The organism is Halococcus morrhuae DSM 1307 (assembly GCF_000336695.1).
GTDB classification, from domain to species: Archaea; Halobacteriota; Halobacteria; order Halobacteriales; family Halococcaceae; genus Halococcus; species Halococcus morrhuae.
Window position 1 is genome coordinate 19779 of record NZ_AOMC01000124.1, and the last position, 24613, is coordinate 44391.

A 24613-nucleotide genomic window follows, 5' to 3' on the forward strand; every position below is an offset into this window, starting at 1 on the left:
AGTCGCGTTCACTCGCTGCCGACGAACGTTTCGAGTTCGTCGACCGCCTCATCGACGAGCGACGCTGTCACCGTTCCCTGCCAGTGGTCGATATCGGATTCGTCGAGCGTTTCGACGCTCCACGGAACGACGCGACTGGGGTCGGGCGTTCCGCCATCGATCCACTGTGAGTCGGTGATCGACAGCAGACCCTCGTGCCACGTTCTGGTCGTCAGCGCGAGAACGATGTACTGGTTTCCCTGAAACGGATGGGCGGCGTTGCTGATGACGAGCCACGGACGTGCGTAATCGCTTCCCTTGAACGGGTCAGCACCATAGACGACGTCACCGGGATCGAACGTCATTCGTCGTCCGCGTTCGGATGCCGGGTTTCGGGCGCGTACTCACGCCACTCGTCGGCGTCCTCCCGGCCGTAGCGGTCGTTGAGCCGTTCGGTCGCGCGACGGTACTGGCTGAACGATCGCAGACGTTCCTCGTCGCCGATGGCCCAGTAGTCGCCCTTGTGTCGGACGAGATCGCGTTCGGCGAGCCGGGAGAGAACGGTGCTGATCGAGTTCTTCGCGACACCCGTACGATCGGCGATTTCGGCCGCCTTGAACGCCTTGTCGTCGTTAGTGACGAGAAAGCGAAGAACGCGCTCGGGGTTGCTGAGCTCGCGGAGCTCGTCCGCAGGCGTCGACTCGAACGTCTCGATGTCGATCGTCATTGCCGGCAGTCGGTGCTCCATCGTACTAAGCGTTCCTGCTGTATGGATGTATCTACTGTATCTTCGCTTCAGTACCATCTATGTCGTTGAATTCTCCCTCACGCCACCCTCTCACATCGTCTTTTGCGCTTACTTGGAAATCGAGCGATGGACGGTTCGATCACCCGGTCATCCCTGTTCGATAGCTATTTCGAGTGCCTCGATCGTCCGAGCACTGCAGATGCACCGCCCTTAAACCGCTGTCGGGGGATGGACGAACATGCTCGACAAACTCGGACTCGCCGGCATCGTCGGCGTTCTCTGCTGTCTCGGTGGGTTGGCCGTCATCGCGTACGTCGCGCCGGTCGTCGCCGGCGGGCTGGCGCTCGTCCTGATCGGTCTCGTGCTCGTCGTGCGTAGCCTCCTCTCCGGAATGCTCTCGGCCTTTGGAATGGACGGAATGATCTAATCGCTCTCGCCGCGGTCTTCTCGCGGGCTGCGCCCGCTCGAACTGCCCGAGGCGTCCTCAGAAGTGCTTCGCACTTCTGATGGGCTGCGAGAATCGCTTCACGATTCTCGAACACTCCGTGTCTCGCTGTCGGCTCGATGTTCGCTGATGAGCTTGTCGACCATCTCGCCGGTCTGGGATTTTCGGCGCTCTCTGGCACGATCGCGCCAGCCGTCGATGGCGTCCTCGACGCCGCTCTCGCGTGCGACCGCGAGATCGTCGAGTTCCTCGATCGTCACCTCCTCGGCGGGTGCGGTCGGCACCTCGTTCTCGAACAGGATCTCGCGGGCGACCTCCGAGAGACCACCCGATTTGAGCACGAGGCGAGGTTCGCGCTCGACGAGGGTTTCGGCTGTCGAACGGCCCGCACCGCTCGCATCGCGCAGATAGACGACGTCGCCCGGCGCGAGCTCCCAGCGCTCGTCGGCCGCCCGGAGCGCGCTCGTGGTGAACTTCGCCACCGGTTTGACGGGGACGAGCCCCTGTCTCTTCTCGGCGACGTCGGCGAAGTTCGAGTGGTCGACTCGCCAGAGTTCTTTCAACCTGTCGAGCTTCGCCTCGACCTGTTCGGTTTCCTCGCGTTGCTCGTCGAGTTTCCGCTCTAACTGTTCGTTTTCGCGCTCCAGACGATCGACCTCTCGGCGTTCTCTGGCCTCGCGGCGCTCCTCGCGCCGTGCGTCCGAGAGCTCGCGCTCGTATTCGGCGATCGTCTTGTCCTTTTCCTCGATCGTCGCTTCGAGGTCGTCGACGTGCGAATCGAGGCGCTCGACGCGCGCTTCGAGGTCCTTGATGCGCTGTTCCTCGGCGGTGAGCTCGCGCGGTTCGTGGGTCTCCTCGCTCTCCTCGGAGCCATCGTCGTCGGCAAGGTCGTCCAGAACTGCCTCAACCGACTCCTCGCCGGCGACCACGCGTGCGATGACGGTCCCGGCCTCGATCCGTGGCGGTACCTTCCCCGCGATGCGCCCGAAGGTGTCCTCGTAGTCGTCGAACGCGTGGAAGGCGGCCGCCAGCGCGTCGCGCTCGTGGTCGTTGTCGTACCCTTCCTCGCGGGTGCGGTGTTGTTTCTCGTCGACGGGCAGATCGCGCTCGGGGATCCAGCCCGCCGCCGAGAAGCTCCGGCGGATCTTTTCTACCGTGGAGGGCATCGGCTCGACGTCCGCGGCGACGACCACGGGCCGACCACGCTCGATGATCCACTCGGTGACGGCGGCCGTATCGGCGGTTCTGGTGCTCAGTACGTCCAACACCTGTCCGTCGAGTCCGACGATGGCGACGGCTGTGGTCGTTCCGGGGTCGATGCCGACGAGCACGTGATCGCGGCGCTTGGCGAGCGGGCGGAACTCGATCCCGTCGCGCCTGACGCGCTCGATCTCCACCCTCGTGTCGCCCGAGCGGTTCCGTGAGACGGGGATGTCCGATGGGCGCGCCTGGACGGTGAAGACGGCGTTCGAGTAGCCCCCGTACTTCTCCGTTTCGTCCATCGCGTAGTCGAGTCCCGCCTCGTCGAGCGCGGTGGCGACCTCGCGGGCGCGGCGCTTCACCGAGCCGTGGATCCGGCGCGTGAAGCGATCTTCCGACCAGCCGCCGCTGCCCGTCGATCGCCCGCGCGCGACCTTCACTTCGGTCGTGTCGGTGAACGCCGAGACCTCGTAACCCACGTTGGCGGCGGCGAGACGGGCGGCGGCCTCGGCCTCCTTCATCGGCTTCTTGCCGTAGGGAACCCCGTGGCGGTTCGCCACCCGCGAGAGGGGTTCGGGCTGCTGGTCGCCGGTGACCTGGACCAGTTTGGTCTCGTCGGGCAGGCTTCCAAGAAAGCGGACGAGATGGTCCTTGTCGGTCGCGAGCTCGTAGACGTTGTCGGTGGCGAGGATGGCCGGTTCCTCGCGATCGACGAGTCGCTGGAGTTTGCGATGCGAGACGACATCGCGATCGAAGTTCTCGCCATCGAACGCCACGACGGCGTAGGAGGGTGCGTCACCGCGGACGTCCCCGCTCTGGACGTCGACGCCGAACACCACCGCATCGAGCGCGCTGATGCGACTGCTCACGCCACGTGTAGGCGGCCTGTCGGCATAAAACCACGGCGGGAGCGCGAACACGAACGATCGACGTGACGTGGATGAGCCCCAGATCGACTCAACGTTTTAGTCGTAGAGGAGACAACCGCCCGGTATGGTCGTGCCACCATTTGTCACCCAGTTGGAGGCGATCGCGGGCGCGAGCACCGCTCTCGTCGTCGCTGGTGTTCTCGTGGGGATCGTCTACCGATGGTACAGCAAATCTGCAGCTGCTAACGACAAGGGAGAAAGAGAGGAGCAGGAGGGAGTGGGCTTTCCGCTCGCCTCGTGGCGCTACGTCTACGACGTCGAGAAGGCCAATGCAGGCCGCGAGATCGCCGCCGTCCAAGAGCAGGCAGAGGACATTTCGGAAGCCGGCAGGGAGGCTCGGCGATAGCACGGGTGGACGATCCCTCTCCTCTCCCTCCCTTCCCGAATCATCGAACGAAGCACGACACGCTCGGGTCGCCGAAAGAACTATACTGGTGTGTAANGGACGATCCCTCTCCTCTCCCTCCCTTCCCGAATCATCGAACGAAGCACGACACGCTCGGGTCGCCGAAAGAACTATACTGGTGTGTAAAGTACACTTTACTGTAAAGGGTGCTTTACAGAATGGCAGAAGCAGCATACACCACGAGGACGAACCGAAATCGACTGACGTACATCGGTCTGTGGGCACTGGCGACCGTCGCGTACATCGGGTTGGCAGTGGCGGGCTATCCCGCCGTCGCGGCCGTCGCCTTCTTCCTCTTCGGCGGCGCGACGTTCGCGCTCGGCCGGCCCGCATCGATGTTCGACGAGCGCGACACGGACATCATCGAGGAAGCGAGCGCGAACACGATACAGGTGGTCGGTCTCGGTTCAGCGATCGTCTTCCCGACGGCGGCGATCCTGTCGGGTCTCGGCTATATCGAATTCCCGCTGTGGCTCGCGTTCGCCGGCGTGGTCATCGCGCTCGTCTTCGCGCTCTGGGGTGGGTTCCTCCTGCTCGCGCGCCGTCGTCGATGAACAACGTGCTGCCGGAGTACCGCGAACACCGCGACCTCTCGCAGGGTACGCTCGCCGAAGGCGTCGACGTCACGAGACAGACGATCAACGCCATCGAGCGCGAGCGCTACGACCCATCGCTCGACCTCGCCTTCACGCTCGCCGACTTCTTCGACTGCTCCATCGAGGATCTATTCATGCCCGAGCGGTGATCACAGCAGCGAACGCACGGCGATCTCGTCGTCGCCATCGACCCGCTCGCGGAGCGCCGTGAGATCGGTCTCGCCGTCGGCGGCAACGAGATAGGTACGGCCCGGTTCGTCACCGTAGGTTTGGTGAAAGTCGTAGACGAACCCCAGGACGATCGTGTCGTCGGGAATTTCGTCGCTCTCGTCGAGGAAAGCGACCTGCTCGCGGACGTTGTACTCGACGAGGCGGTCGATGACGTCCTCGTCGTCCGTGATGCCGCCATCGAGTGCGTCCTCGACGATGGGCACGAGCGGTTCGACGCGCTTTCTGATACCCGGTTCGTCGGGCAGCGCTCCATCGGTAGCGGCCCCATAGGCGGCCGTGACGGCACCGCAGCCGGTGTGTCCGACGACGGCGATCGTGCGCGTGTCCGTGTTGGCGACCGGGTAGAGGAGGTTGCCGTCGACGGTCGAGGAGTCCTCTACGTCCCACGCGACGTTGCCGATGTTTGCGGGCGTGAACAGCCAGCCCGGCTCCTCGACGTTCCACATCTTCTCCTGTGAGACCCGCGAGTCCGCACAGCACAGCGAGACCACGGGGGGCAATTGGCCGTCGAGCACGTCGTCGAAGTGGTCGTCCGGGAGCTGCTCGACGTGGTCGCGGTTGCGGGCCAGCAGTTCGGCGGCTGTCGCACTCGGCATGCCCGAGCCACGGCGCTCGCCGGGAAAACCCTATCCGTCGGGATAGGGAATTTCGATGTCGTCGCCGTCGTCGGGCAGGAAGGCGTCGTCGAAGACTTCGCGCGCCTCGGCCGCGAGTCGGTCGCTCTCGCCGGCGTAGCGCGATGAGACGTGCGTGAGCGCGAGGCGTTTCGCGTCGGCGCGAGTGGCGAGTTCAGCAGCCTGTCGCGCAGTCGAATGGCCGGTTTTTCCGGCGCGTTCCGATCTGTCCTCGCCGAAGGACGCCTCGTGGATCAGCAGGTCGGCATCGCTGGCGGCCTCGGTGGTCGCAGCCGTGGGCCGGGTGTCGCCGGTGTAGACGATTCGCCGTCCGGGACGGGGCTCTCCCACGACCTGTTCGGGGTCGACGACGGTGCCGTCGTCGAGTTCGACTGGGTTCCCCTCGTGGAGCTTCGAGAACAGCGGTCCCGCCGGAACACCGAGTTCCTCCGCGCGCTCGCGATCGAATCGTCCCTTCCGGTCGTCCTCGACGAGTGCGTAACCGACTGATCGAGTTCGGTGGTCGGTCTCGAAAGCTCGTACCTCGTACTCGTCCTCACGGAGCGCGACCCCGCCCGGCTGTACCTCGTGGACCCGGATGGGATAGCCGGGGCGCGCGCCGGTGACGCCGACGAGGTTTTCGACTGCCGATTTGGTACCCGGGGGTGTGTGGATGGCCAGCGCCTCCTCGCGATCGTTGAAATCGAGGGTCTGGCAGAGCCCCGGGAGTCCGAGCACGTGATCGCCGTGGAGATGGCTCAAGAAGACGTGTGAGACCGAGAAGCCGGTGCCAAAGCGCATCATCTGGCGCTGGGTGCCCTCGCCGCAGTCGAAGAGAAGGCGCTCGCCCTCGCGGCGAACCATGAGGGCGCTCGTGTTGCGCCGGGTCGTCGGGACTGCGCCACCCGTCCCGAGAAACGTCACCTGCATACCTCGCCTCGCCGGTCCGCCGGGATAGCCGCTTCGAAACCCCCACGGATGCGGTTGCAGTCGGCGCGCGCTCGCGCTCGTATGAGCGAAGCGAATCGAGCGCGAACACTGCGCGAGGGATGAGTGAGTGACGTGAGCGGAGCGAGCGGAACGAGCGAATCGGTTGGGGAGGTACGTGGGCTGTGCGGTGCAGTAGTGGAAGACGATCGTCCGCGCGAACGGGGCGAGGTTCGACCGACGGGAGAACCTCGAAAGCGAACGGCGAACGCAGTGAGCCGTGAGCAGTGAGCGGGGTTCGCCGTGAGCGAGGCGAAGCCGAGCGAGCGGGAGTTTTTAGTCCAGGTTTTTGGTCGGGGGTTGAGCGCGCGAGTGAAACGAGCGCGCGATGCCCCCGTCTAAAAAAGTGGGTGGATTTTTGTTCTCCAGTCGAAACATAGGGGTATGAGTACCGTTCGCGAACGCGCCGCCGAGAACGCGACCGAGATCACGTCATCGCTGATCGTCGGGCTCGGGCTGCTCGCACTGTTCACTGGCTGGTCGCCGATCCCGTTCTGGGTCATCTTCGCCGTCGGCTTCGCTGTCGTCGTGCCGACCGTTGCCAGACTCGCCGGCGAGGAGGAGCGATCGGACGAACGAAACGACCGAGACGGCCAATGGAAGGACAGCGAGCGTCACTACGAGGAACCATCGGCAGGGACCGAGACTGAGGATGCACTCGAAACGCTGCGCGAGCGCTACGCTCGGGGTGATCTCACCGACGACCAGTTCGAGCGCAAACTCGACGCGCTGCTCGAAACCGACAGTCCGGAGAACGCCGCCGACTGGCGGCATCGTGAGCGCGAGCGAATCGAAGAGGAATCGTAGGCTATCCGGCGGCGATCTCGGCGAGCCAGCCCGCGCGCTGGGCGATACGACGGACGGTTTCGAGGCGCGACTCGCCCCGGATCGGCGTGTTGAGCGACTGGCGAACCAGCCAGCCGAGCGATTTCCCGTCGAGTCGCCACCAGCGCACGTCCGCACGGCCGAGCAGGTAGGACTTCTCGATGTAGTCGGGGAGCGACTCGACGTAGGTGTGCTCGATGAGCAGTTCCGGCACGTACTGGATGTGATGCTCTTGTGCGATGCGCTCGGCGAGTTCCGACTCCTCGTGGCCCCAGCCGAACGTCTCCTCGTCGAAGCCACCGACGGAATCGAGGACTTCCTTCCGGATCGCCATGTTACAGCCCGGCAGCATGTCGGTGGATGTGGTGTCGTCGCCCTGATCGTACCAGGGGAGTTCGAGATCGGTGAAGCGTGCGTCGTCGGGCTGGCGAACCCGACCGGCGACGGCGGGGTAAGCGTCGAGCGCGACGCTCGCTGTCCGGAGATAGCCCGCACAGGGGATCGAATCGTCGTCGAGGAAGACGAGTTTGTCGCCGCGTGCACGCTCGATACCGACGTTGCGCGCGTGGGCCGCTCCCTCGTCGCGGCGGACAAGCAGCTCGTAGTCGTCGAACGGATCGCGTGCGAGTCGCTCGACGGGGTCGATCGTCGCCCCCTCGGGCAGCGTCGTCGGGATGATGACGCTCACCTCGACCATTACTGGCCGGTCGGGAAGCCGCGGGAAAGCCCTTCCGAGTCGCCTCGCCCGACGATGAGAGATACTGTCGCGGAGGGGACAGTCAGCAACACTTAATGTATCGGCTGGCGTTCATAGTGGCAATGGCCGGACAGGTCGTCCCGGCGGTGCCGATGGTGCTTTCGGCTATCCTGTGGTTCGTCGTTCTCCTCTCGGTCTGTTCCGTGGCGTACTGGACGTATCTGATGATCGTCGGGCGGCGCTACGAGTCGCCACCGGTCGAGCACGATCCGTCGGCGGTTCAGGTGCGACTGTTGAGCGTCGACTCCGCGCGCATCGTTCAGGAGAGCGTCGACGCGATCCCGGATTCGATCACCGACCGTCACGTCATCGCCGAGGAGCCGATGGAGATCGCCGGCGCGACCGTCCACGTCGTTCCCGATGCCTTCGAATGCGAGGCGATCCGAAAGGGGCGCGCGCTCGAATGGGCGCGCCGCAACATCCCCTGCGAGCGCGAGTACGTGCTCTATCTCGACGAGGACAGCATCATGACCGACTTCACGGGGGTGCCCGACGCCGACGTCGTGCAGTATCGCGAGCGCCCGCGGCGCAGCGGTTCGTGGCTCACCTATCTCGCCGAGATCTTCCGTCTCGGCTTTCAGGTCGAACAGCGCGCCTTCCCGTCGCTCTCCGTCCCGCTGTACGCGTGGGGCGGCGGCATCGCCATCAGAAACGAGCTCGAAGAGCACGTCACGTGGGAGACCTCGACGATGATCGAGGACACTACCTTCGTCTGGAACGCGGCCGCCGAAGGGAGCCTCGATTTCGCGCTCGCAACCCCCAAGTTCGACACGCAGGCACCGCCGACGATCCGTGCGATGATCAGCCAGCGCAGTCGCTGGCTCGCCGGCTCCCAACAGGAGAGCGGGCTGCTCGCGCCGGCCTATCGCCTGCTCACCACCGTTCGAAATCTCGCGTGGGCGCTCTCGCCGGCGGTCCCCTTCCTCACTCTCGTTCCGCTGTTCGTTCCCGGCACCGTCGCGTTCGAGACGGCGTTTCAGATCGTCTCGGTGGGTGTGTTCAGTTTCGTGCTCGTCTGGTCGGTGCTCGGCGTGCGCTACTACGACGAGTCGTGGCTCGTCGGGCTGGCGCTGTTCGTCCTCTCACCGATCGTCAGCCTGCTGCACTCGCTCGGTGCGTTCGTCGGGCTCGTCTCGCCGCCGACGGATTTCTCGGTGACGCGGAAGGTGAAACCGGAGCTCGTCGAGCGCACGGAGGCCGAGCGCGAGGCCGAGGGCGACTGACGACCCGACCATCGGGATAACATAATGTTTAACAGAACCGCCGGCGACCGCCAAACCGATAGATGGATCGTCGGACTTTCCTCCGGACGGCCGGGCTGGTCGGCATCGCCGGCGCGAGCGGCTGCTCGCTGCCGTTCGACTCCTCGCCGCTACCGAACGGGAGCGACGGCAACGGCTCGGGCGAGACGCCCGAGCTGACGCCGACGCCCGAACCGCCGGATACCCGTTCGGGAGCGGCGTTGACGGGTGTCTATGCCGGTGGCGACGGACTCGTGGCGAACCTCGACAACTACAGCAGCTGGCTCGGCCAGAAGCCGGCGGTCGCGCTCGTCTTCGTCGATGCGTTCGGGCCGACCAGCGCGAAACAGGGGTTCGTCGACGGCGCGCTGACGAACGTCTGGAAGGCGGGCCACGTGCCGCTGATCTCGTGGCAGCCGTTCGAGCCGCAGAAAAACCGGACCAGCGAGACGATCGAGCGGGAGATCGCGAACGGCGAGTACGACGACCAGATCGACGAGTGGGCCAGCCTGCTCGACAGCTGGGCGCACCCGCGCGGCGGCAACACCCGCGGCCGGCGGTTCTACTTCCGGCCGGCCCACGAGATGAACGGCAACTGGTTCCCGTGGAGCGCGGTCGATGCGACCCGCGTCGAGGCGACTGCCGTCCCGGAAACGGACGACGGGGATGGTGAGGACCCGACGGCCGGCATCCCCGATGACTACGTCGGGATGTGGCGGCAGCTCCACAAGCGGTTCTCCGAGACCGGACTCGACGAGTCGAACATCCAGTGGATCTGGTCGCCGAACGCCGACGAGATCGGCGGCATCCGCGCCGAGCGCTACTATCCCGGCGACGAGTACGTCGACTGGGTGGGGCTCGACGGGTTCAACTTCGGCGGGAGCCAGCAGTATTCGACCGGGCAGTCGAACTGGCGCTCGCCCGCTGAGCTGTTCGATCCGATGTTGAACCGAATGCGCGAGCTGACCGACAAACCGGTGGCGCTCACGGAGTTCGCCTCCTCGTCGATCCCGAGCTCAGGCAACGGCCACCAGCCACAGAAGAAGGCGCAGTGGATCGACGACGCCTACTCCTACGTCTCGGAGAACGACATCAAGATGACCTGCTGGTTCAACGTCGACAAGACGGGCCAGGACGAGACCGACTGGGCGGTGTTCGGCGGCTCGCGCGGCACCGATCAGGCCAGCGTCGGCGGCGAGCAGTATTCGTCCTACCAGAACTACAAGCAGACGCTCTCGGCCGACAAATATCTCGCCGCGCTCCCGGACTACCCCCCACTACTGACCGACGACGAGTTCGCCGGCAAGTTCTAAACGCCGCGAAAGGTCGTGTCGTCGATCGGCGGGGTGGTGGGTTCGTGATCGGCAAGCGCTTCGCGATAGCTCGGATAGCACGCGTAGCCGTCGATGCTATCGGTACCGTTTCGCCCGCCGAACACCGCCCAATCGGTCTCCTTGTCCTCGTTGAACCAGCTGTACAGCTGCACGCGCCCGTCGAAATAGTCGATCGCCGCGCACAGCCAGTCGGCCTTCCGTTCGGGGTCGTGACCGTCGGCCGTCAGCGACGAACAGCCGACCTCCGGAACGCAGAGCGGTTTATCGAACTGTCGGAGCCGTGTGAACATATCGTCGAACACCACCGCCGGCACGCTCCAGTCCGACCATTCACGACTGTCCCCCCAGTTGAACCCATCCACCCCCACCCAGTCGACGTACTCGTCACCGGGATAGCAGGCCTCGGCAGCGTGCTCGCCGACATCGGCGTGGTTGACACACCAGACCCACTGGCAGTGGTCGGCGTCGATCTCGCTGGCGAGCGCGTCGTGGACGTGTCGCCACATCTCGACGTAGTCGTCGGGCGTCGACTCGCCGACCGTCGGACTCCACGGATACCAGTCGCCGTTCATCTCGTGGGCGAGTCGGAGGTAGAGCCGACGGTCGTCGGCGGTTCCCCACTCCCCGTCGGGACCGGCCAGCCAGTCGGCCAGCCGGCCCGCCCAGTCGTCGAGATAGGCGTCGAAATCGCCGGCAGCGATCCGGCTGGCGATGTCGGGTTCGGTTTCGGCGGCGAGATACGGCTCCCAGGTGAGCAGCGGTACGCGCCCGGCGTTCCGGATGCGAGGAAGGAGACGCTCGAACAGGTGGTCGATCGCATCGCGTTGCCAGGGTGTGAACAGCGTCTGGACGGCGTGGCGCGTCCCGAGCCACTGCTCCATCGCATCGGCAACAGCCGTCCGCTCGGGATCGACGTAAACGCCCGACAGCGGAGGATTCATCGTCGGTCACCCCGGCGGGACGGTCGGCATCGGCCACGGGACGGACGCTCGCCGGCCATATCGTCGTGTTTTTATTTGCGGCACGCATGAAGCTGCTGATTACACTCGGCCATCGCGTCGAGAAACAAATGAACACAGCCTATCGGAACAGCGTCTTCGTGGTCGTGCTACTCGCAGCGACGGCACTCGCGCCCGGTATCGCCGTCGGCATCGTCTCGCAACCGATCGACGGTGACGTATCCGCACAGCAGAACGCGACCGACGCGAGCGCGAACGCGTCGGTAACGCTGACGAACCAGACGCGCACCGGACGATCGGTGTTCGTCGACCGGGCGACGCTCCCCGAGGGCGGGTTCGTCGTGCTGTCGGAGGCCGGCGAGAACGGCAGTATCGTCGGCGTGAGTCTCCCGCTTTCGGCCGGCACGCACGAAGGAAAGGTGACGTTGCGCGGCGCTCCCGGGAACGACCTGAACCGGACGCGTCTCGGCACGAACACCACGCTCGTCGCCACGCTCCACCGGGATTCGAACGACAACGGTCGCTTCGACGGGCTGCTCACGCCGGACGCCGACGAACCGTACGGCAATGGCTCCACGCCGGCGCGCGACCGCGCGACCGTCACGGTGGCCACCAGCGATCGCCCGGCGAACGCCTCGGTGACGCTGTCGAATCGGACGTCCGATGGAACGACGGTCACCGTCGATCGGGCGACACTCCCCGACGGCGGCTACGTCACCGTTCACGACGAGGAGTACAACGGCTCGAACGCAACCGAGACGCTGATCGGCGCGACCGGCTATCTCGACGCCGGCAGCTACGAGAACGTCACCGTGGGAGTTGCTGGCGAGAACGACTCCGCACCGGTCGATTCCGGGCGCATCAGCGTGGTCATCCACGAGGACACCGACGGCGACCGTGCGTTCCAGTACATGCCGTCGGACGGCGTCGAGGATCAGCCGGCGCGCGCGAACGGATCGCCGGTGGCCGATGCGGCATCGCTCACCGTCGAACGCCCATCGACGCCCACGCCGACCGCGACGGCAACCAGTTCGCCGACCGAGACGGACACAGCCACCACGGCGACGGCGGAGCCCACAGCGACGGACACGCCCACGGCGACGCCACCGCAGGAACCGGCCGACGAGAGCACACCCTATGGCGGCGAGAGCAGCGGTCGTGAGGGGATCCTCGACAACCCGCTCTTCCCGGTCATCATCGGGGTGTTCGCGCTGTTCGCCGTTCTCACGGTCGTCACGCGGTAGCGCCGGACCGACCGATTCATCTTTCTCGCGGGCGAACCGCCGGCAATGGACGGGCCGCTGTGGACCGACGAACACGCACCGGCGCTCGCGGAGCTCCCCCAGCCGGCCGTTCGCGAGTCGCTCGATCGGGCCGTCGCCGAGCCGCTGAACCTGATCCTGCACGGGCCGCCAGGAGCCGGCAAGACGGCCGCCGTGCGCGCGCTCGCCGACGAACTCCACACCGATCCCGACAATGATCTCGTCGAGCTCAACGTCGCCGACTTCTTCGGACGGACGAAAAAGGAGGTGAGCGAGGACCCGCGGTTCTCATCGTTCATCACCGCGAAACGCCGGCGGAACTCCTCGAAGGCCGATCTCATCAAACACGTCCTCTCGGAGTCGGCGAGCTACGCACCCGTCTCCGGCGAATACAAGACGATCCTGCTCGACAACGCCGAGGCCATCCGCGAGGACTTCCAGCAGGCGCTCCGGCGAGTGATGGAGCGCCACCACGAGACGACGCAGTTCGTCGTCACGACGCGCCAGCCCTCGAAGCTCATCCCGCCGATCCGCTCGCGCTGTTTCTCCATCGCCGTACGCGCGCCGACGGCCGACGAGATCGTGAGTGTACTCGAACACATCGTCGCCGAAGAAGACGTCGAGCACGACGCCGACGGACTGGAGTACGTCGCGAACTACGCCGACGGTGATCTCCGACAGGCGATCTTGGGTGCACAGACGACCGCGGAAGCGGAGGGCGAGATCACGATGGACGCGGCCTACGAAGCGCTCGGGAGCGTCGGCGACGACGATCGCGTCGAGGGGATGATCACCGCGGCCGAGCGCGGCGAGTTTCAGGACGCCAGAACAACCCTCGACGACCTGCTCGTCGAGGAGGGGCTGAGCGGCGGGGAGCTGCTCGACGACGTGCTCCGCGTCGCGCGCTCGCGGTCGGTCGGCCCGCCGCCGGCCGAACTCCACCGGCTCGCCGGCGAGATCGACGTGGAGCTCGCCGAGGGGACGAGCGACCGACTCCATCTCTCGCATCTGCTCGCCGAGCTCGGCCGATAATCAGCCAAGCACCGCGATGTGGCGAACGAGCGAACGGTGGACGCGCCGCTCGAAGCTGTCTTCGACGCTCCAGCCCGCAGCGCGCGCCTCGGCGATCCAGGAGCGATCGCCGACGATCACGGCGCGCGCGGCGATCCGTTTCGCCTCGACGAGTGCACCCGAAACGACCGAATCGAGCTCGCCCTCGATCTTCGACTGGCGACCGTAGGGCGCGTCGAAGATCACGGCGTCGGCCGCGTCGTCGCGGAGGGGGAGGCGTGTCGCGTCGGCCCGTGCGGTGGCGAATTCGTGCTCGTCGAGGTAGTGATCGAGGTTCGTCGCCGCGCCGCGGACCATCTTCGACTGGGCGTCGAACCCCAGCACGCGAGCGCCGACGAGCCCCGCCTCGACGAGCACGCCGCCGGTGCCACACATCGGATCCACGATCGTCGCTCCGGGATGTGCGCCGGCGATGTTCGCGAGTGCGCGCGCGAGCAGCGGGCTCATCGATCCCGGCTGGAAGAACGGTTTTTTCGTCGGTACGCGCGCCCCGAACCCGCGTTCGCTCTCGGCGGCGAGCCAGCCCAGTATGCAGGAATCGTCGGCGAGCAGCGCCCGCAGTTCGTGGTCTGGATCGTCGAGATCGACGGTGTAGCCGCGATCGGTGAGCACGCCACCGAGGCGGCGTTCGGCGAGCTGGGTGTCGACGTCGGCGGTTCGGCGCACGTCGCGGGCGCGGACCGCGACCGTCCCTTCGCGATCGAGTTCGGCGTCGGCGAGTTCCTCGCGGGCGCTCTCGACGGTTCCGTCGGTGCGCGCGAGAACCCGGCTCGCCCGGAGCGTGAACGCGAGGCTGGAGAGGCGCTCGGGATCGATCTCGTCGGCGAGCGCGAGACCCGACGCGAGCGGCTCGACCCCGTTCGCAGCGCTCGCGGCCTCGCGGGCGGCGAAGGGGTCGTCCTCGCCGCCGAGTTCGAGGGCGTACACCCCCGTTCGTTCGGGGCTGCGGACATGTCGCTGTCGGTCGCCACACGGAGCACTCACTTTACGTACGTGTCAACCGAGAGCATCAACCTTTATAAGTCTTAAATACGAGTTTTAAGACGAGTCATGTCTGCCCAGGACCCGAAGGAGACCATCAACATCGAAAACGTCGTCGCGTCGACGGGTATCGGTCAGGAGCTCGATCTCCAGAGCGTGGCGATGGACTTGGAGGGTGCCGACTACGATCCCGAGCAGTTCCCCGGGCTGGTCTACCGCACCCAGGAGCCGAAATCCGCCGCCCTGATCTTCCGCTCGGGCAAGATCGTCTGCACGGGGGCGAAAAGCACCGCCGACGTCCACGAGAGCCTGGAGATCGTCTTCGACAAGCTCCGCGATCTCGAGATCCGCGTGGAGGAAGACCCCGAGATCGTCGTCCAGAACATCGTCACGAGCGCCGATCTCCAGAAGACGCTCAACCTGAACGCGATCGCGATCGGGCTGGGCCTCGAAAACATCGAGTACGAACCCGAGCAGTTCCCCGGACTCGTCTACCGCCTCGACGATCCCGAAGTGGTCGCGCTGCTGTTCGGTTCGGGCAAACTCGTCATCACGGGCGGCAAGGAGCCGGCCGACGCCGAACACGCCGTCGACAAGATCACCGATCGCCTCGACGAGCTCGGACTGCTCGACGGGTAGCTACTCCCGAAACGCCGGATCGATTATCTCGGCGACGGCGACCACGTTCGTCCCGCCACACTCCGGACAGCGCTCGCCGACGACCAGCGACCCACAGTCCGCACAGGCACGGCGCTCGCGGTCGCTACGCTCGGATTCCGATTCCCGCCTGAGATCGTCGGCCGTCACCATATGTGAACGTTTCGCACGCGAGGAGAATACTGTTTCGGCCAAAACTGCACGAGCCGCGTCGCGAAAGGGCAGACACAAATCGTGTCGGGGCGAACGGTCGGTATGACCGCGAGCGTTCTCGCACAGGTCAGCCCGGCGGCGGGCGGCCCGCTCGCCTACGCGGGCACCTTCCTGCTCGCCGCGGGCGTCTACTCGCTGACCGCCCACATCGCCGCGCGGAACGTGCTCGGCGACGTCCCGATCAAGCGGGCGCTGCTGGTTGGACCGGCTCCGGCGGCCATCTCACTGTTGCTTCAGCAGTACGGCCCGCTGGCGTTCGTGTTCGCCGTCGCCGTCGATTTCGTGCTCATCCGCTACGTCTATCGGATCAAGGCCCGGACGACGGCGCTGGTCACGTTCATCCACATCGTCGTCAGCATCCTCGTCCTGTTCGTCGTGTTGAGCGCCTACCGGCTCGCCGGCACGGCACCGGTTTAGTCGACGAGGCGTTCGATCTCGGTCACCAGCACGTCGCTCGCGCCGAGGGTCTTCGCCTCGTTGATCGTCTCGAAGACATCGTGCTCGTCGACGACCGCATGGATAGCGACGCTCTCCTCGCCGGCGACGTCCATCACCGTCGGCCCGCCGAGCCCGGGGATCACGTCCCGGATCTCGTCGAGTCGCTCTTCGGGCGCGTTCATCATCACGTAGCGCTTGCCCTCGGCCGAGAGCACCGAGCTGAGCGCCGTCTCGACCTCCTGGAGCTTCGGATCGTCGGCCGCATCCGCGCGGGCGAACAGTCGGGCCGAACTCGACAGGACCTCCTCGATGATGTCGAGCCCGTTGACACGGAGGGTCGTCCCCGTCGAGGTGATGTCGATGATCGCGTCGGCCATCTCGACGTGGGGTGTGAGCTCGGTCGCGCCCGAGACCTCGACGACACCGGGATCGATCCCGCGGTCGGCGAAGAACTCGCGGGCGATGTTCGGGAACTCCGTCGCGACTGTCTTGTCGGCGAGATCCGAGACCGATTCCAGGGAGCCGTCCTTGGGCGCGGCGAGCACGAGCCGGCAGTGTCCGAAGCCGAGATCGAGGCGTTCGTCGAGCTCGACGCCGGCCTCGCGGACCTGATCGAGTCCCGTGACGCCCGCGTCGGCCGCGCCGTCGGCGACGTATTCGGGCACGTCCGCGGCACGGACGAACAGGACCGTGACGTCGGGATCCACGGTCGAGGCGTACAGCTGGCGCTCGGCCCCGTTCTCGATGTGGAGGCCGGCGCGTTCGAGCAGACTTACGGTCGGGTCGTGCAGGCGACCCTTGCTGGGCACGGCGAGGCGCATACCGGCCTCGGGTGATCGGCGATCAACTGCCTTTCGTTACCGGTGCGATAGAGTGATGCGTTCGCTGGCCCGAGAAACGGCGTGAACCGAGCGACCGACGTGCTCGTGATCGGCGGCGGCGCGACCGGGACCGGCATCGCCCGCGATCTGGCGCTGCGCGGCGTCGACGTCACGCTCTGTGAACGGGGCGGACTCGCCGCCGGAACGACGGGCCGTTCGCACGGCGTGCTCCACAGCGGGGCGCGCTACGCCGACTTCGATCCTGACGGCGCGCGCGAGTGCATCGCCGAGAACCGGATTCTGAAGGATATCGCCGGCGCGTGCATCGACGATACGGGTGGGCTGTTCGTGCAGCTCGACGGCGACGATCCGGACTATTTCGACGAGAAGCTCGCCGGCTGTCGCGAGCAGGGTATCGATGCCACGGTGCTGTCGGGTGCGGACGCACGCGAAGCGGTGCCCGAGCTCTCGGAACGGACCGAGCGCGTCATCCGAGTCCCCGATGGCGTGATCTACCCCTCGCGACTCGTCGCGGCCACGGCCGCGAGCGCCCGCGAGCACGGCGCGCGGATACTGCCGGACACGCCCGTCACTGACCTCCTGTGCGAGGACGGCGCGGTCGTCGGTGCGCGCATCGGCGGTGACGGCGGAGAGGAGGAGATCTATGCCGATCACGTCGTCAACGCCGCCGGTGCGTGGGCCGAGGAACTCGCGGCACAGGCCGGCGTCGAGGTGACGATGCGACCGATCTCGGGCGTGATGGTCGCCGTCGATCACGCGGGGATCGAGCCGGTACTCAACCGCTGTCGCCCGCCGAGCGACGGCGATATCGTCGTTCCCCACGGCTCGCAGGCAGTGCTCGGCACCACGAGCGTCGAAGTCGACGATCCAGACGACTACGACACCGACCGCGAGGAGATCGACCGGATGGTGAGCGAGTGCGCCGCGATGGTGCCCGCCCTCGAAGAGGACGAAATCTCGCGAGCGTACTGGGGCGTCAGGCCGCTGTACGCACCGGACGAGGCCGAACGTGGTGAATCACGCTCGATCTCGCGCGGGTTCTTCCTGCTCGATCACTCGCGCGACGGCGTCGACGGGTTCACCAGTATCGTCGGCGGCAAGCTCACAACCCACCGACGGATGGCCGAAGCCGTCACCGATCAGATCGCCGACGAGCTCGGCGTTTCGGGCGCGTGTCGCACGGACGAGGAGCGACTGCCCGGCCACGACGATCCCGAGAAACTCGACGCACTCGTCGTCGAGTTCGGCGCGGACTCGCCGGCCGATCGCGACGTCACCGGCGCGTGATTGTCGGAGCGAACCCGTAGATTCACGCCGCCGGACGTGAAATTCCCTGTATGACGACGCTCGAAATCACCGGTGGGCAGGTTCTCAAACCCGATATGACCGTCGAGCACGGCGACGTGCTCGTCGATCGGGAGGCGGGCGAAATCCTGGCCGTCGGTGATGTCCCTGCTGGCGACGAGACGCTCGACGCGACCGACGGGCTCGTGATGCCGGGCCTCGTCAACGCCCACACTCACCTCGCGATGGCGCTGCTGCGTGGCTACGCCGACGACAAGCCGCTCGACAGCTGGCTGCGCGAGGACGTCTGGCCGATCGAGGGCGTGCTCGAACCCGACGACGTTCGCGCAGGGGCCGCACTCGGCGCGCTCGAAAGCATCGAGGCGGGCACGACGGCGCTCTGTGACATGTACTTCGACGTGCCCGCGGTCGTCGACGCCGTCGAGCAGGCCGGCCTGCGCGCACGCGTCGGCCACGGTGTCGTCACCGTCGGGAAGGACGGCGACGAGGCCAGCGCGGATTTCGAGGAGGGGCTCGCGGTCGCGCGCGAGCAGGACGGGGCAGCCGACGGGCGCGTCTCGACGGCGTTCATGCCCCACAGCCTCACGACCGTCGACGGCGCAGAGCTCGACGAGTTCGTCCCGAAAGCCCGCGACGCGGACGTCCCGATCCACATCCACGCGAACGAGACGCGCGATGAAGTTACACCCATCGTCGACGAACACGGCGAGCGCCCGCTCGAATACGCCGCCTTCCACGGTTTGCTCAACGAGACCGACTTCATCGCCCACGGCACCCATCTCGACGCGACCGAGATCGACCTGCTCGCCGAAGCCGGGGCAGGCGTCGTCCACTGTCCGGCCTCGAACATGAAGCTCGCGAGCGGCATCGCGCCCGTCCAGGAGCTGCTCGATGCGGGCGCGACAGTCGGATTGGGCACCGACGGCGCGGCCTCGAACAACGATCTCGACGTGTTCGACGAGCTGCGCGACGCGGCGATGGTCGGCAAGCTCGCGGCCGACGATGCGAGCGCCGTCGATGCGGCCGCGGCGGTCGGGATGGCGACGGCGGGCAGCGCCGACGTGCTCGGCTTCGACAGCGGGCGACTCGCGGAAGGGAAAAAGGCCGACATCGCCGTGCTCGACCTCGATAGCGCACATCTGACGCCCCAGCACGACCTCGTCAGCCACCTTGCCTACGCGGCCTCCGGAGCGGACGTGCGCCATACCATCTGTGACGGCGACGTGCTGATGCGCGACCGTGAGGTGCTCACGCTCGACGCCGAGCAGGTACGAGAAGAGGCCGAAGAACGCGCTGCGGCCGCCGTCGAGCGGGCAAACGAACGATAAGGAAACGGATTCGCTTTCGATTCACGGACACCGATCGGTGAACGGGGAAGGGTTCAATACGCGTTGTGCAGTGAGTGTCGAAAATGCCCGACGAACAGCAAGGGTACGTTAGTTTCGACGAAATCATCGCATACCTCCGCAGCAACGGGGAATCATCTCCGGCAGACATCAGCGAAAGCAGACGGCGGGAAAACGTGGTACGTCTCCAGTGCAGAGCGTTGCAAGAGTGTGGGCTCGTCGTACAGGTCACACACGGAATATACACGCTCTCCGAACGTGGCCACCGATACGCGGACGATGAAATCGAACTTCCACGTGAGGATGGGGAGATCGACATCGAGGGGCTCAGAACGGAGCGACCACAGGCACGTCGTGGATCGCGTATTACCGATTTCAGCGAAATCGACGCCGAGACGATAAAGCGGTTCAACTACGCGTTCTACAGCAACTCTCGCGACAGATACGGGTTGGTGAACTGTTCGTCCGAAACGACCGAACGACGGATCTCGAACGTCAAGGATTTCCAGTTAGACCGCGTGATGCGGGAGTTCCCCACCGACGAACCGCTCTCCCAGCAGTGTGCCCACTGGGTCCGCGCGATCAGTGGCAAACACTTCTTTCCCGATGCGAACCACCGAACGGCGATGGGGAGCTTGGCGGCGCTACTGCAGCTGAACGGTATCGATATCCCACCTGCGTGGCCGGGAAGACATATCGACAGAACGGTTCTCAAATCCAAATTCGTGCGAAATTTCGTCGTGGATGTCCGATTCGACAACCTCTGGCGGCGTGACGAGCAGTATATCCTCTGGCATCGTCATTTCACGGCTCTGTTCCACGATTCCAAAGAACGCCAGTCTCACCGGATATCGACACAACGTCTCAAGGAATCGCTCGAAAACGCCAGAAAGACGGTTCGGCGGTAGTTACTGCCCGGTGTCGTCGGCATCGACGCATCCCATTTTGAGATACGCCATGCGATTGTTCTGGACGTCTTCTTTCATCAGCTCAAGCGCCCTCTCGCTCATGGGCACTCTACGGACCCGATCGATAATGAAACCATCGGTCAGCCATCCCGACCGAGCACTCGTGCCCCGACAGCCGCCAGTCCCGCAAGCGCCGCGAACACGCCGAATCCCGGCCCGTCCGTACTGCTCGTTCCCGTTGCATTCGTTCGATTCGCCCCACCCGTCGTCGCGGCCTCGTTCCTGGCGTTCGCCGCGGAAACGAGTCGATGGACGCCGCCACCGAGATCGCCGCCCGCAGTCAGCGCGTAGAGCTCGCCGGCACCGTCGCGACCGATGGCGATGAGATGGGCGTTCAGCTCGCCGTTGTTCGCCCCGGCGATGCGGAGCTTTTCGAACGACCGCAGCCCATCCTGGCTCGGATCGGCGACGAACAGCGATCCCTGTGGCTTGCCGGCGCGAATGCTGTAATCGCCGAAGATGTACTGGCCGTCGAGCGCGTCGACGCCGCCCTTCGAGATGTAGCCACCGATGACCGAGCTGCCGATCGGCTCGTCGTCGCGAGTGTGCGGATACTCGATGATGGGGCCGACGAGCCGCTCGCCGCCGCGGACGTCCCCCGGCGTCTCGGTCGGACAGGAATCGATGTCGCCGTTCGGGCTGAAACAGTGGGTGCCCTCGCGGACGTTCCAGCCGTAGTTCTTCCCCCTCTCGACGACGTTGACCTCCTCGTAACGGTCCTGGCCGACGTCGGCCACGTAGAGATCGCCGTCGGAAAATCCCATCCGCCACGGGTTGCGCAGCCCCCACGCGAAGTGTTCGTCCAGACCCTCCTTGCCCACCAGCGGGTTGTCGTCGGGGATGCCGTAGGGTTTGTCGCCGGTTCGGCTGTCGACGTCGATACGGAGCATGCTGCCGAGGAAGTTCTCCGTCACGTCCTGGCCGTTGCCGCCGTCGAGCGCACCGTACCAGTCCTGGACGTGGCCGGTGCCGGCGTCGTGGGCCGCGCCGCCGTCGCCGAAGGAGACGTAGAGATAGCCGTCGGGACCGAACGTGACCGCGCCACCGTTGTGGTTGCTCTGGGGTTCGGGCACTTCGATCAGTCGGCGCTCGGTACCGGGACGACCGCTGCTCAGGTCGTCGGTGGCCCGAAACTCCGACAGCACCGCCGTGTGCGAGTAGGGTTCCGGCGTGGCGTCGGTCGGTGGCGCGCTGTATCGCAGGTAGAACTTCCCGTTTTCCTGGAAGTTCAGATGGAAGGCGAGTCCGAGCAGCCCCTGTTCGCCCTCGACGGGCGTCGTGCGGTCGCTGATGTCGATGAACGGGTTCCCCTGCGCGTTCGAGTCGACCGTGTACAGCTGGCCGGTACGTTCGAGGACGAACCGCCGGTCGCCGCCCGGTTCGGGGGCGAAGTCGATCGGTTGCTCGAAGCCGTCGGCGACGGTTTCGAGGCCGATCGCCGGCCCACGCGGGACGGGTGGGGTCTGCTGTTGCTGGGGCGTCGCGCGCGCACGGCCGCCCGCGACGAGCGGGACGGCGGCACCGGCGAGTCCCAGAAATCGACGGCGTGGAACGGGGCGGTCGGTCGGGTCGGCTGTGTCGTCCATCGTTGCTGTCGTCGGATGAGAACGTCCGGGTGGCTAAAGTCCTGCCGACAGGCCGCCGGCTGCCATCGTCTTCGGTAGCGTTTTGAGCGCGCTGGCCCTTCCCCGGACATGACCACCGAACCGATCACCGAGCGTCTCGACGATCCCGCGAGCGCCCGCGAGTCGGGCCGCCAGAAGATCGACTGGGCGCGCCAACACATGCCGATCTGCGCCGCGCTGCGCGAGGAGTTCGTGGAGACACAGCCGCTCGCCGGCCAGCGACTCGGGATGGCGATGCACGTCGAAGCGACCACCGCAGTGCTGACCGAAACGCTCGCGGCCGCCGGCGCGGAGGTCGCGATCACGGGCTGTAACCCGCTCTCGACCCACGACGACGTGAGCGCGGCGCTCGACGCCCAGGAGGGAATCACCTCCTACGCCGAGCGCGACGTCGATGACGAGGGCTACTACGACGCCATCGAGGCGGTCATCGCCCACGAACCGACCATCACTGTCGACGACGGGATGGACATGGTCGCGGCGATCCACGACGACCACCCCGAACTGATCGACTCGATTCTGGGTGGCTGCGAGGAGACCACCACGGGGGTCCACCGCCTGCGCGCGATGGACGACGACGATGCGCTCGACTACCCCGTCTTCGCGGTCAACGACACGCCGATGAAGCGGCTGTTCGACAACGTTCACGGTACAGGCGAGTCCTCGCTCGCGGCGATCGCCATGACGACCAACCTCTCGTGGGCGGGGAAGACCGTCGTCGTCGCTGGCTACGGCTTCTGCGGTCGCGGCGTGGCGAAGAAGGCCGCCGGCCAGAACGCGAACGTCGTCGTCTGCGAGGTCGACCCCCGGCGGGCGCTCGAAGCCCACATGGAAGGGTACGAGGTGCTCCCGATGGCCGAGGCCGCCGCCGAAGGGGACGTCTTCATCACGACGACCGGCAACCGGGACGTGCTCACCGAAGAACACTTCGAGCGGATGAAAGACGGCGCGCTGCTGGCGAACGCCGGCCACTTCGACGTCGAGATCGATCTCGATGCGCTCGGGGAGCTGGCCGAATCGACTCGCGAGGCCCGCCCCGGCGTGCGCGAGTACGAACTCAGTGGTGGCAAACGCCTGAACGTGCTCGCGGAGGGCCGACTCGTCAACCTCGCCGCCCCCATCGCGCTCGGCCACCCGGTCGAGGTGATGGATCAGTCCTTCGGCGTGCAGGCCGTCTGCGTGCGGGAGTTCACCGAAGAAGAGTACGAACCCGGCGTCCACGAGGTGCCCGACGCGCTCGACAGGGAGGTCGCCGAGATCAAACTCGACGCCGAGGGGCTCGCGATCGACGAGCTCACCGAGACGCAGACCGAGTACATGGGCAGCTGGGATCACGGAACGTAAGCTCAGTCGCTAGCGATGAGTTTCTCCGGCGACGGGATCTCCTCGGTCGGTCTATTCAGTACGTCGAGCACCTCGTCGGCCTGAAACTCGCGATATCGTTGCTGACCGGTCGTCTCCCGGAGCACACCTTCGGTTTCCAGCCGATCGACAGCGCTGTTGGCCGCCGGATACGACATGTCGATCAGTGTGGCAGCTCCGGAGACGGTAACAACCGGCTCGGTGAAGACGGTGTCCGCGAGCTGGCGGACGGACGGGGGAGCATCCCGAAACCGTGTCCGGTACTCCTCGCGCAATCCGAGAAGGAGCTTCGCACGACTGAACGCCTCGTCGGCCTGTTCTTTGATTCCCTGGAGGAAGAACGCCAGCCATGCGTCCCAGTCGCCGTTCTCGCTGACGGCCAGCAGGCGGTCGGTGTATTCGTCCCGGTTGCGACGGATGTACGAACTGAGATAGAACAGCGGATGGACGAGGATGTCCGACGCGATCAGCATGAGCACGATCAACAGCCGCCCGACGCGGCCGTTACCGTCTACGAACGGGTGGATCGTTTCGAGCTGATAGTGGAGGACGGCGATATCGACGAGGTCGGGATAGCGGCCGGCGGACTGCATGTACTGCTCGAAGTCGTCCATCTTCGACACCGCGACATCGGGCTTCGGCGGCACGAAACGGATGCGACGACCGATACCGTTCGTCTCCTCCTCGATCCAAACGTGCTGTGAACGGAACGCACCGGGGTGTGGGTCGTCGGTTCGATCGGATTCCATCAGCGAACGGTGAAGCGATTTGAGGAGCGTGATCGAGAGCGTCTCGCGCGTGCGTCCCTCACACGTCAGTCGAGTAGTTGCGTCGCGAAGCGCCTCCGCGTAGTTCCTCGCTTCACGAACGTCCTTCGAGTCGGAGCCCTGCCGATACATGTCCGAGACCGTGACCTGCGTACCCTCGACCTGTGAGGACTGTTCGGCCTCTTTGTAGACGAAGAGACCGAACACGGTGTCCGGATCGTCGATCTCGCTCCAGAGCCCGTCCAGCCGGCCGAGCGAGTGCATCGCACGACCGTGGATCGACACGAGTTCCGCCGAGAGAGTGAGGTCCGGTGGGAGATCGTCCGGGAGATAGAACTTCGATGCGGGGAGCGACGCACCCGAATCGGCCGGGAGATATTCGCCCGGAACGGGTTCATCCACGAGATGGCCGTCTTTCATTAGCGACGCAAAGGTCGATCTTAGTAAAAGTATATCGAATATACTTTATTTAGACTGGCGATCAGCCGTCTCGGTAAACGAACGCCGAACGAGTGTTGGTCAGCA

The 24613-nt window shown here is 65.8% G+C and carries 27 protein-coding genes; 15 read left to right on the top strand and 12 right to left on the bottom strand.

Annotated features, from left to right (window positions below; all coding sequences use genetic code 11):
• Positions 1 to 8: 8 nt before the first annotated feature.
• Together C448_RS10140 and C448_RS10145 are read right to left on the bottom strand one after the other, a co-directional pair.
• Positions 9 to 344, bottom strand: a complete 336-nt coding sequence (locus C448_RS10140) for a type II toxin-antitoxin system PemK/MazF family toxin (protein WP_004054490.1) — start codon at positions 342 to 344, stop codon at positions 9 to 11.
• Complete coding sequence (locus C448_RS10145) at positions 341 to 706, bottom strand: MarR family transcriptional regulator (protein WP_004054495.1); 366 nt, start codon at positions 704 to 706, stop codon at positions 341 to 343. The genes C448_RS10140 and C448_RS10145 overlap by 4 nt, the downstream gene beginning before the upstream one ends.
• Positions 707 to 965: 259 nt before the next feature.
• Here C448_RS10145 and C448_RS10150 point away from each other — a divergent pair, with 259 nt between their 5' ends.
• Entirely contained in the window at positions 966 to 1154 is a 189-nt protein-coding gene (locus C448_RS10150) for a DUF7470 family protein (protein WP_004054505.1), read from the top strand.
• 98 nt (positions 1155 to 1252) lie between these two features.
• Here the strand turns inward: C448_RS10150 and C448_RS10155 are convergent, their stop codons facing one another.
• Positions 1253 to 3241, bottom strand: a complete 1989-nt coding sequence (locus tag C448_RS10155; RefSeq protein WP_004054514.1) for a DUF460 domain-containing protein — start codon at positions 3239 to 3241, stop codon at positions 1253 to 1255.
• Positions 3242 to 3365: 124 nt separating this feature from the next.
• Here C448_RS10155 and C448_RS10160 point away from each other — a divergent pair, with 124 nt between their 5' ends.
• The 3 genes from C448_RS10160 (at position 3366) to C448_RS10170 (ending at position 4452) form a co-directional block, all read left to right on the top strand.
• Positions 3366 to 3647: a hypothetical protein gene (locus tag C448_RS10160; RefSeq protein ID WP_004054515.1), complete on the top strand. Its 282-nt coding sequence runs from the start codon at positions 3366 to 3368 to the stop codon at positions 3645 to 3647.
• A gap of 218 nt (positions 3648 to 3865) precedes the next feature.
• Positions 3866 to 4261, top strand: a complete 396-nt coding sequence (locus C448_RS10165; RefSeq protein ID WP_004054516.1) for a DUF2178 domain-containing protein — start codon at positions 3866 to 3868, stop codon at positions 4259 to 4261.
• A complete protein-coding gene (locus C448_RS10170) occupies positions 4258 to 4452 on the top strand; it encodes a helix-turn-helix transcriptional regulator (protein ID WP_004054517.1) in 195 nt (64 codons plus the stop codon). Before C448_RS10165 ends, C448_RS10170 begins: the two co-directional genes overlap by 4 nt.
• On the opposite strand, the gene C448_RS10175 is transcribed toward C448_RS10170, so the two are convergent.
• Positions 4453 to 5130 (bottom strand): carbonic anhydrase, encoded by a 678-nt coding sequence (locus C448_RS10175; RefSeq protein WP_004054518.1) that lies wholly within the window; start codon positions 5128 to 5130, stop codon positions 4453 to 4455.
• A gap of 30 nt (positions 5131 to 5160) precedes the next feature.
• Positions 5161 to 6078 (bottom strand): ribonuclease Z, encoded by a 918-nt coding sequence (gene rnz, locus C448_RS10180; RefSeq protein WP_004054522.1) that lies wholly within the window; start codon positions 6076 to 6078, stop codon positions 5161 to 5163.
• Positions 6079 to 6519: 441 nt separating this feature from the next.
• Between rnz and C448_RS10185 the strand changes: the two genes are divergently transcribed.
• Positions 6520 to 6942, top strand: a complete 423-nt coding sequence (locus C448_RS10185; RefSeq protein WP_004054523.1) for an SHOCT domain-containing protein — start codon at positions 6520 to 6522, stop codon at positions 6940 to 6942.
• A gap of 1 nt (position 6943) precedes the next feature.
• Here C448_RS10185 and C448_RS10190 read toward each other — a convergent pair whose 3' ends face one another.
• Positions 6944 to 7657, bottom strand: coding sequence for a glycosyltransferase family 2 protein (locus C448_RS10190; RefSeq protein WP_004054524.1), 714 nt, complete (start codon positions 7655 to 7657; stop codon positions 6944 to 6946).
• A 122-nt stretch (positions 7658 to 7779) separates the two neighbouring features.
• Between C448_RS10190 and C448_RS10195 the strand changes: the two genes are divergently transcribed.
• Entirely contained in the window at positions 7780 to 8940 is a 1161-nt protein-coding gene (locus C448_RS10195; RefSeq protein ID WP_004054525.1) for a glycosyltransferase family 2 protein, read from the top strand.
• Positions 8941 to 9002: 62 nt separating this feature from the next.
• Positions 9003 to 10271, top strand: coding sequence for a glycoside hydrolase family 26 protein (locus C448_RS10200; RefSeq protein WP_004054526.1), 1269 nt, complete (start codon positions 9003 to 9005; stop codon positions 10269 to 10271).
• Here C448_RS10200 and C448_RS10205 read toward each other — a convergent pair.
• Positions 10268 to 11233: a glycoside hydrolase family 26 protein gene (locus C448_RS10205; RefSeq protein ID WP_004054527.1), complete on the bottom strand. Its 966-nt coding sequence runs from the start codon at positions 11231 to 11233 to the stop codon at positions 10268 to 10270. The genes C448_RS10200 and C448_RS10205 overlap by 4 nt on opposite strands.
• 128 nt (positions 11234 to 11361) lie before the next feature.
• On the opposite strand from C448_RS10205, the gene C448_RS10210 reads away from it, so the two are divergent.
• Positions 11362 to 12495: a DUF7282 domain-containing protein gene (locus C448_RS10210; RefSeq protein ID WP_239640570.1), complete on the top strand. Its 1134-nt coding sequence runs from the start codon at positions 11362 to 11364 to the stop codon at positions 12493 to 12495.
• A gap of 45 nt (positions 12496 to 12540) precedes the next feature.
• Entirely contained in the window at positions 12541 to 13545 is a 1005-nt protein-coding gene (locus C448_RS10215; protein ID WP_004054529.1) for an AAA family ATPase, read from the top strand.
• Here the strand turns inward: C448_RS10215 and C448_RS10220 are convergent, their stop codons facing one another.
• Complete coding sequence (locus tag C448_RS10220; RefSeq protein ID WP_004054530.1) at positions 13546 to 14511, bottom strand: methyltransferase domain-containing protein; 966 nt, start codon at positions 14509 to 14511, stop codon at positions 13546 to 13548.
• A gap of 123 nt (positions 14512 to 14634) precedes the next feature.
• Between C448_RS10220 and C448_RS10225 the strand changes: the two genes are divergently transcribed.
• The gene (locus C448_RS10225; protein WP_004054531.1) at positions 14635 to 15204 is read left to right on the top strand and encodes a TATA-box-binding protein; all 570 of its coding nucleotides are present in this window, start codon (positions 14635 to 14637) and stop codon (positions 15202 to 15204) included.
• Here C448_RS10225 and C448_RS16315 read toward each other — a convergent pair whose 3' ends face one another.
• Positions 15205 to 15375 carry a hypothetical protein gene (locus C448_RS16315; protein WP_004054532.1) on the bottom strand — a complete coding sequence of 57 codons (171 nt, stop codon included), beginning with the start codon at positions 15373 to 15375 and terminating at the stop codon, positions 15205 to 15207.
• A gap of 102 nt (positions 15376 to 15477) precedes the next feature.
• Here C448_RS16315 and C448_RS10230 point away from each other — a divergent pair, with 102 nt between their 5' ends.
• Positions 15478 to 15852: a DUF7473 family protein gene (locus C448_RS10230; protein ID WP_004054533.1), complete on the top strand. Its 375-nt coding sequence runs from the start codon at positions 15478 to 15480 to the stop codon at positions 15850 to 15852.
• On the opposite strand, the gene hisG is transcribed toward C448_RS10230, so the two are convergent.
• On the bottom strand, positions 15849 to 16694 hold the full coding sequence (hisG, locus tag C448_RS10235) for an ATP phosphoribosyltransferase (protein ID WP_004054534.1): 846 nt from the start codon (positions 16692 to 16694) through the stop codon (positions 15849 to 15851). The two genes, C448_RS10230 and hisG, sit on opposite strands and share 4 nt — an antisense overlap.
• A gap of 81 nt (positions 16695 to 16775) precedes the next feature.
• On the opposite strand from hisG, the gene C448_RS10240 reads away from it, so the two are divergent.
• The 3 genes from C448_RS10240 (at position 16776) to C448_RS10250 (ending at position 20274) form a co-directional block, all read left to right on the top strand.
• Positions 16776 to 18002, top strand: a complete 1227-nt coding sequence (locus tag C448_RS10240; protein ID WP_004054535.1) for an FAD-dependent oxidoreductase — start codon at positions 16776 to 16778, stop codon at positions 18000 to 18002.
• A 50-nt stretch (positions 18003 to 18052) separates the two neighbouring features.
• Complete coding sequence (locus C448_RS10245; RefSeq protein WP_004054536.1) at positions 18053 to 19348, top strand: amidohydrolase; 1296 nt, start codon at positions 18053 to 18055, stop codon at positions 19346 to 19348.
• 194 nt (positions 19349 to 19542) lie between these two features.
• The gene (locus tag C448_RS10250; protein ID WP_152415565.1) at positions 19543 to 20274 is read left to right on the top strand and encodes a hypothetical protein; all 732 of its coding nucleotides are present in this window, start codon (positions 19543 to 19545) and stop codon (positions 20272 to 20274) included.
• Between the two features lie 140 nt (positions 20275 to 20414).
• Here the strand turns inward: C448_RS10250 and C448_RS10255 are convergent, their stop codons facing one another.
• Positions 20415 to 21920 (bottom strand): PQQ-dependent sugar dehydrogenase, encoded by a 1506-nt coding sequence (locus C448_RS10255; protein ID WP_004054538.1) that lies wholly within the window; start codon positions 21918 to 21920, stop codon positions 20415 to 20417.
• Positions 21921 to 22028: 108 nt separating this feature from the next.
• On the opposite strand from C448_RS10255, the gene C448_RS10260 reads away from it, so the two are divergent.
• On the top strand, positions 22029 to 23303 hold the full coding sequence (locus tag C448_RS10260) for an adenosylhomocysteinase (protein WP_004054539.1): 1275 nt from the start codon (positions 22029 to 22031) through the stop codon (positions 23301 to 23303).
• A 2-nt stretch (positions 23304 to 23305) separates the two neighbouring features.
• Here C448_RS10260 and C448_RS10265 read toward each other — a convergent pair whose 3' ends face one another.
• Positions 23306 to 24508 (bottom strand): Fic family protein, encoded by a 1203-nt coding sequence (locus C448_RS10265; RefSeq protein WP_004054540.1) that lies wholly within the window; start codon positions 24506 to 24508, stop codon positions 23306 to 23308.
• Positions 24509 to 24613: the final 105 nt, after the last annotated feature.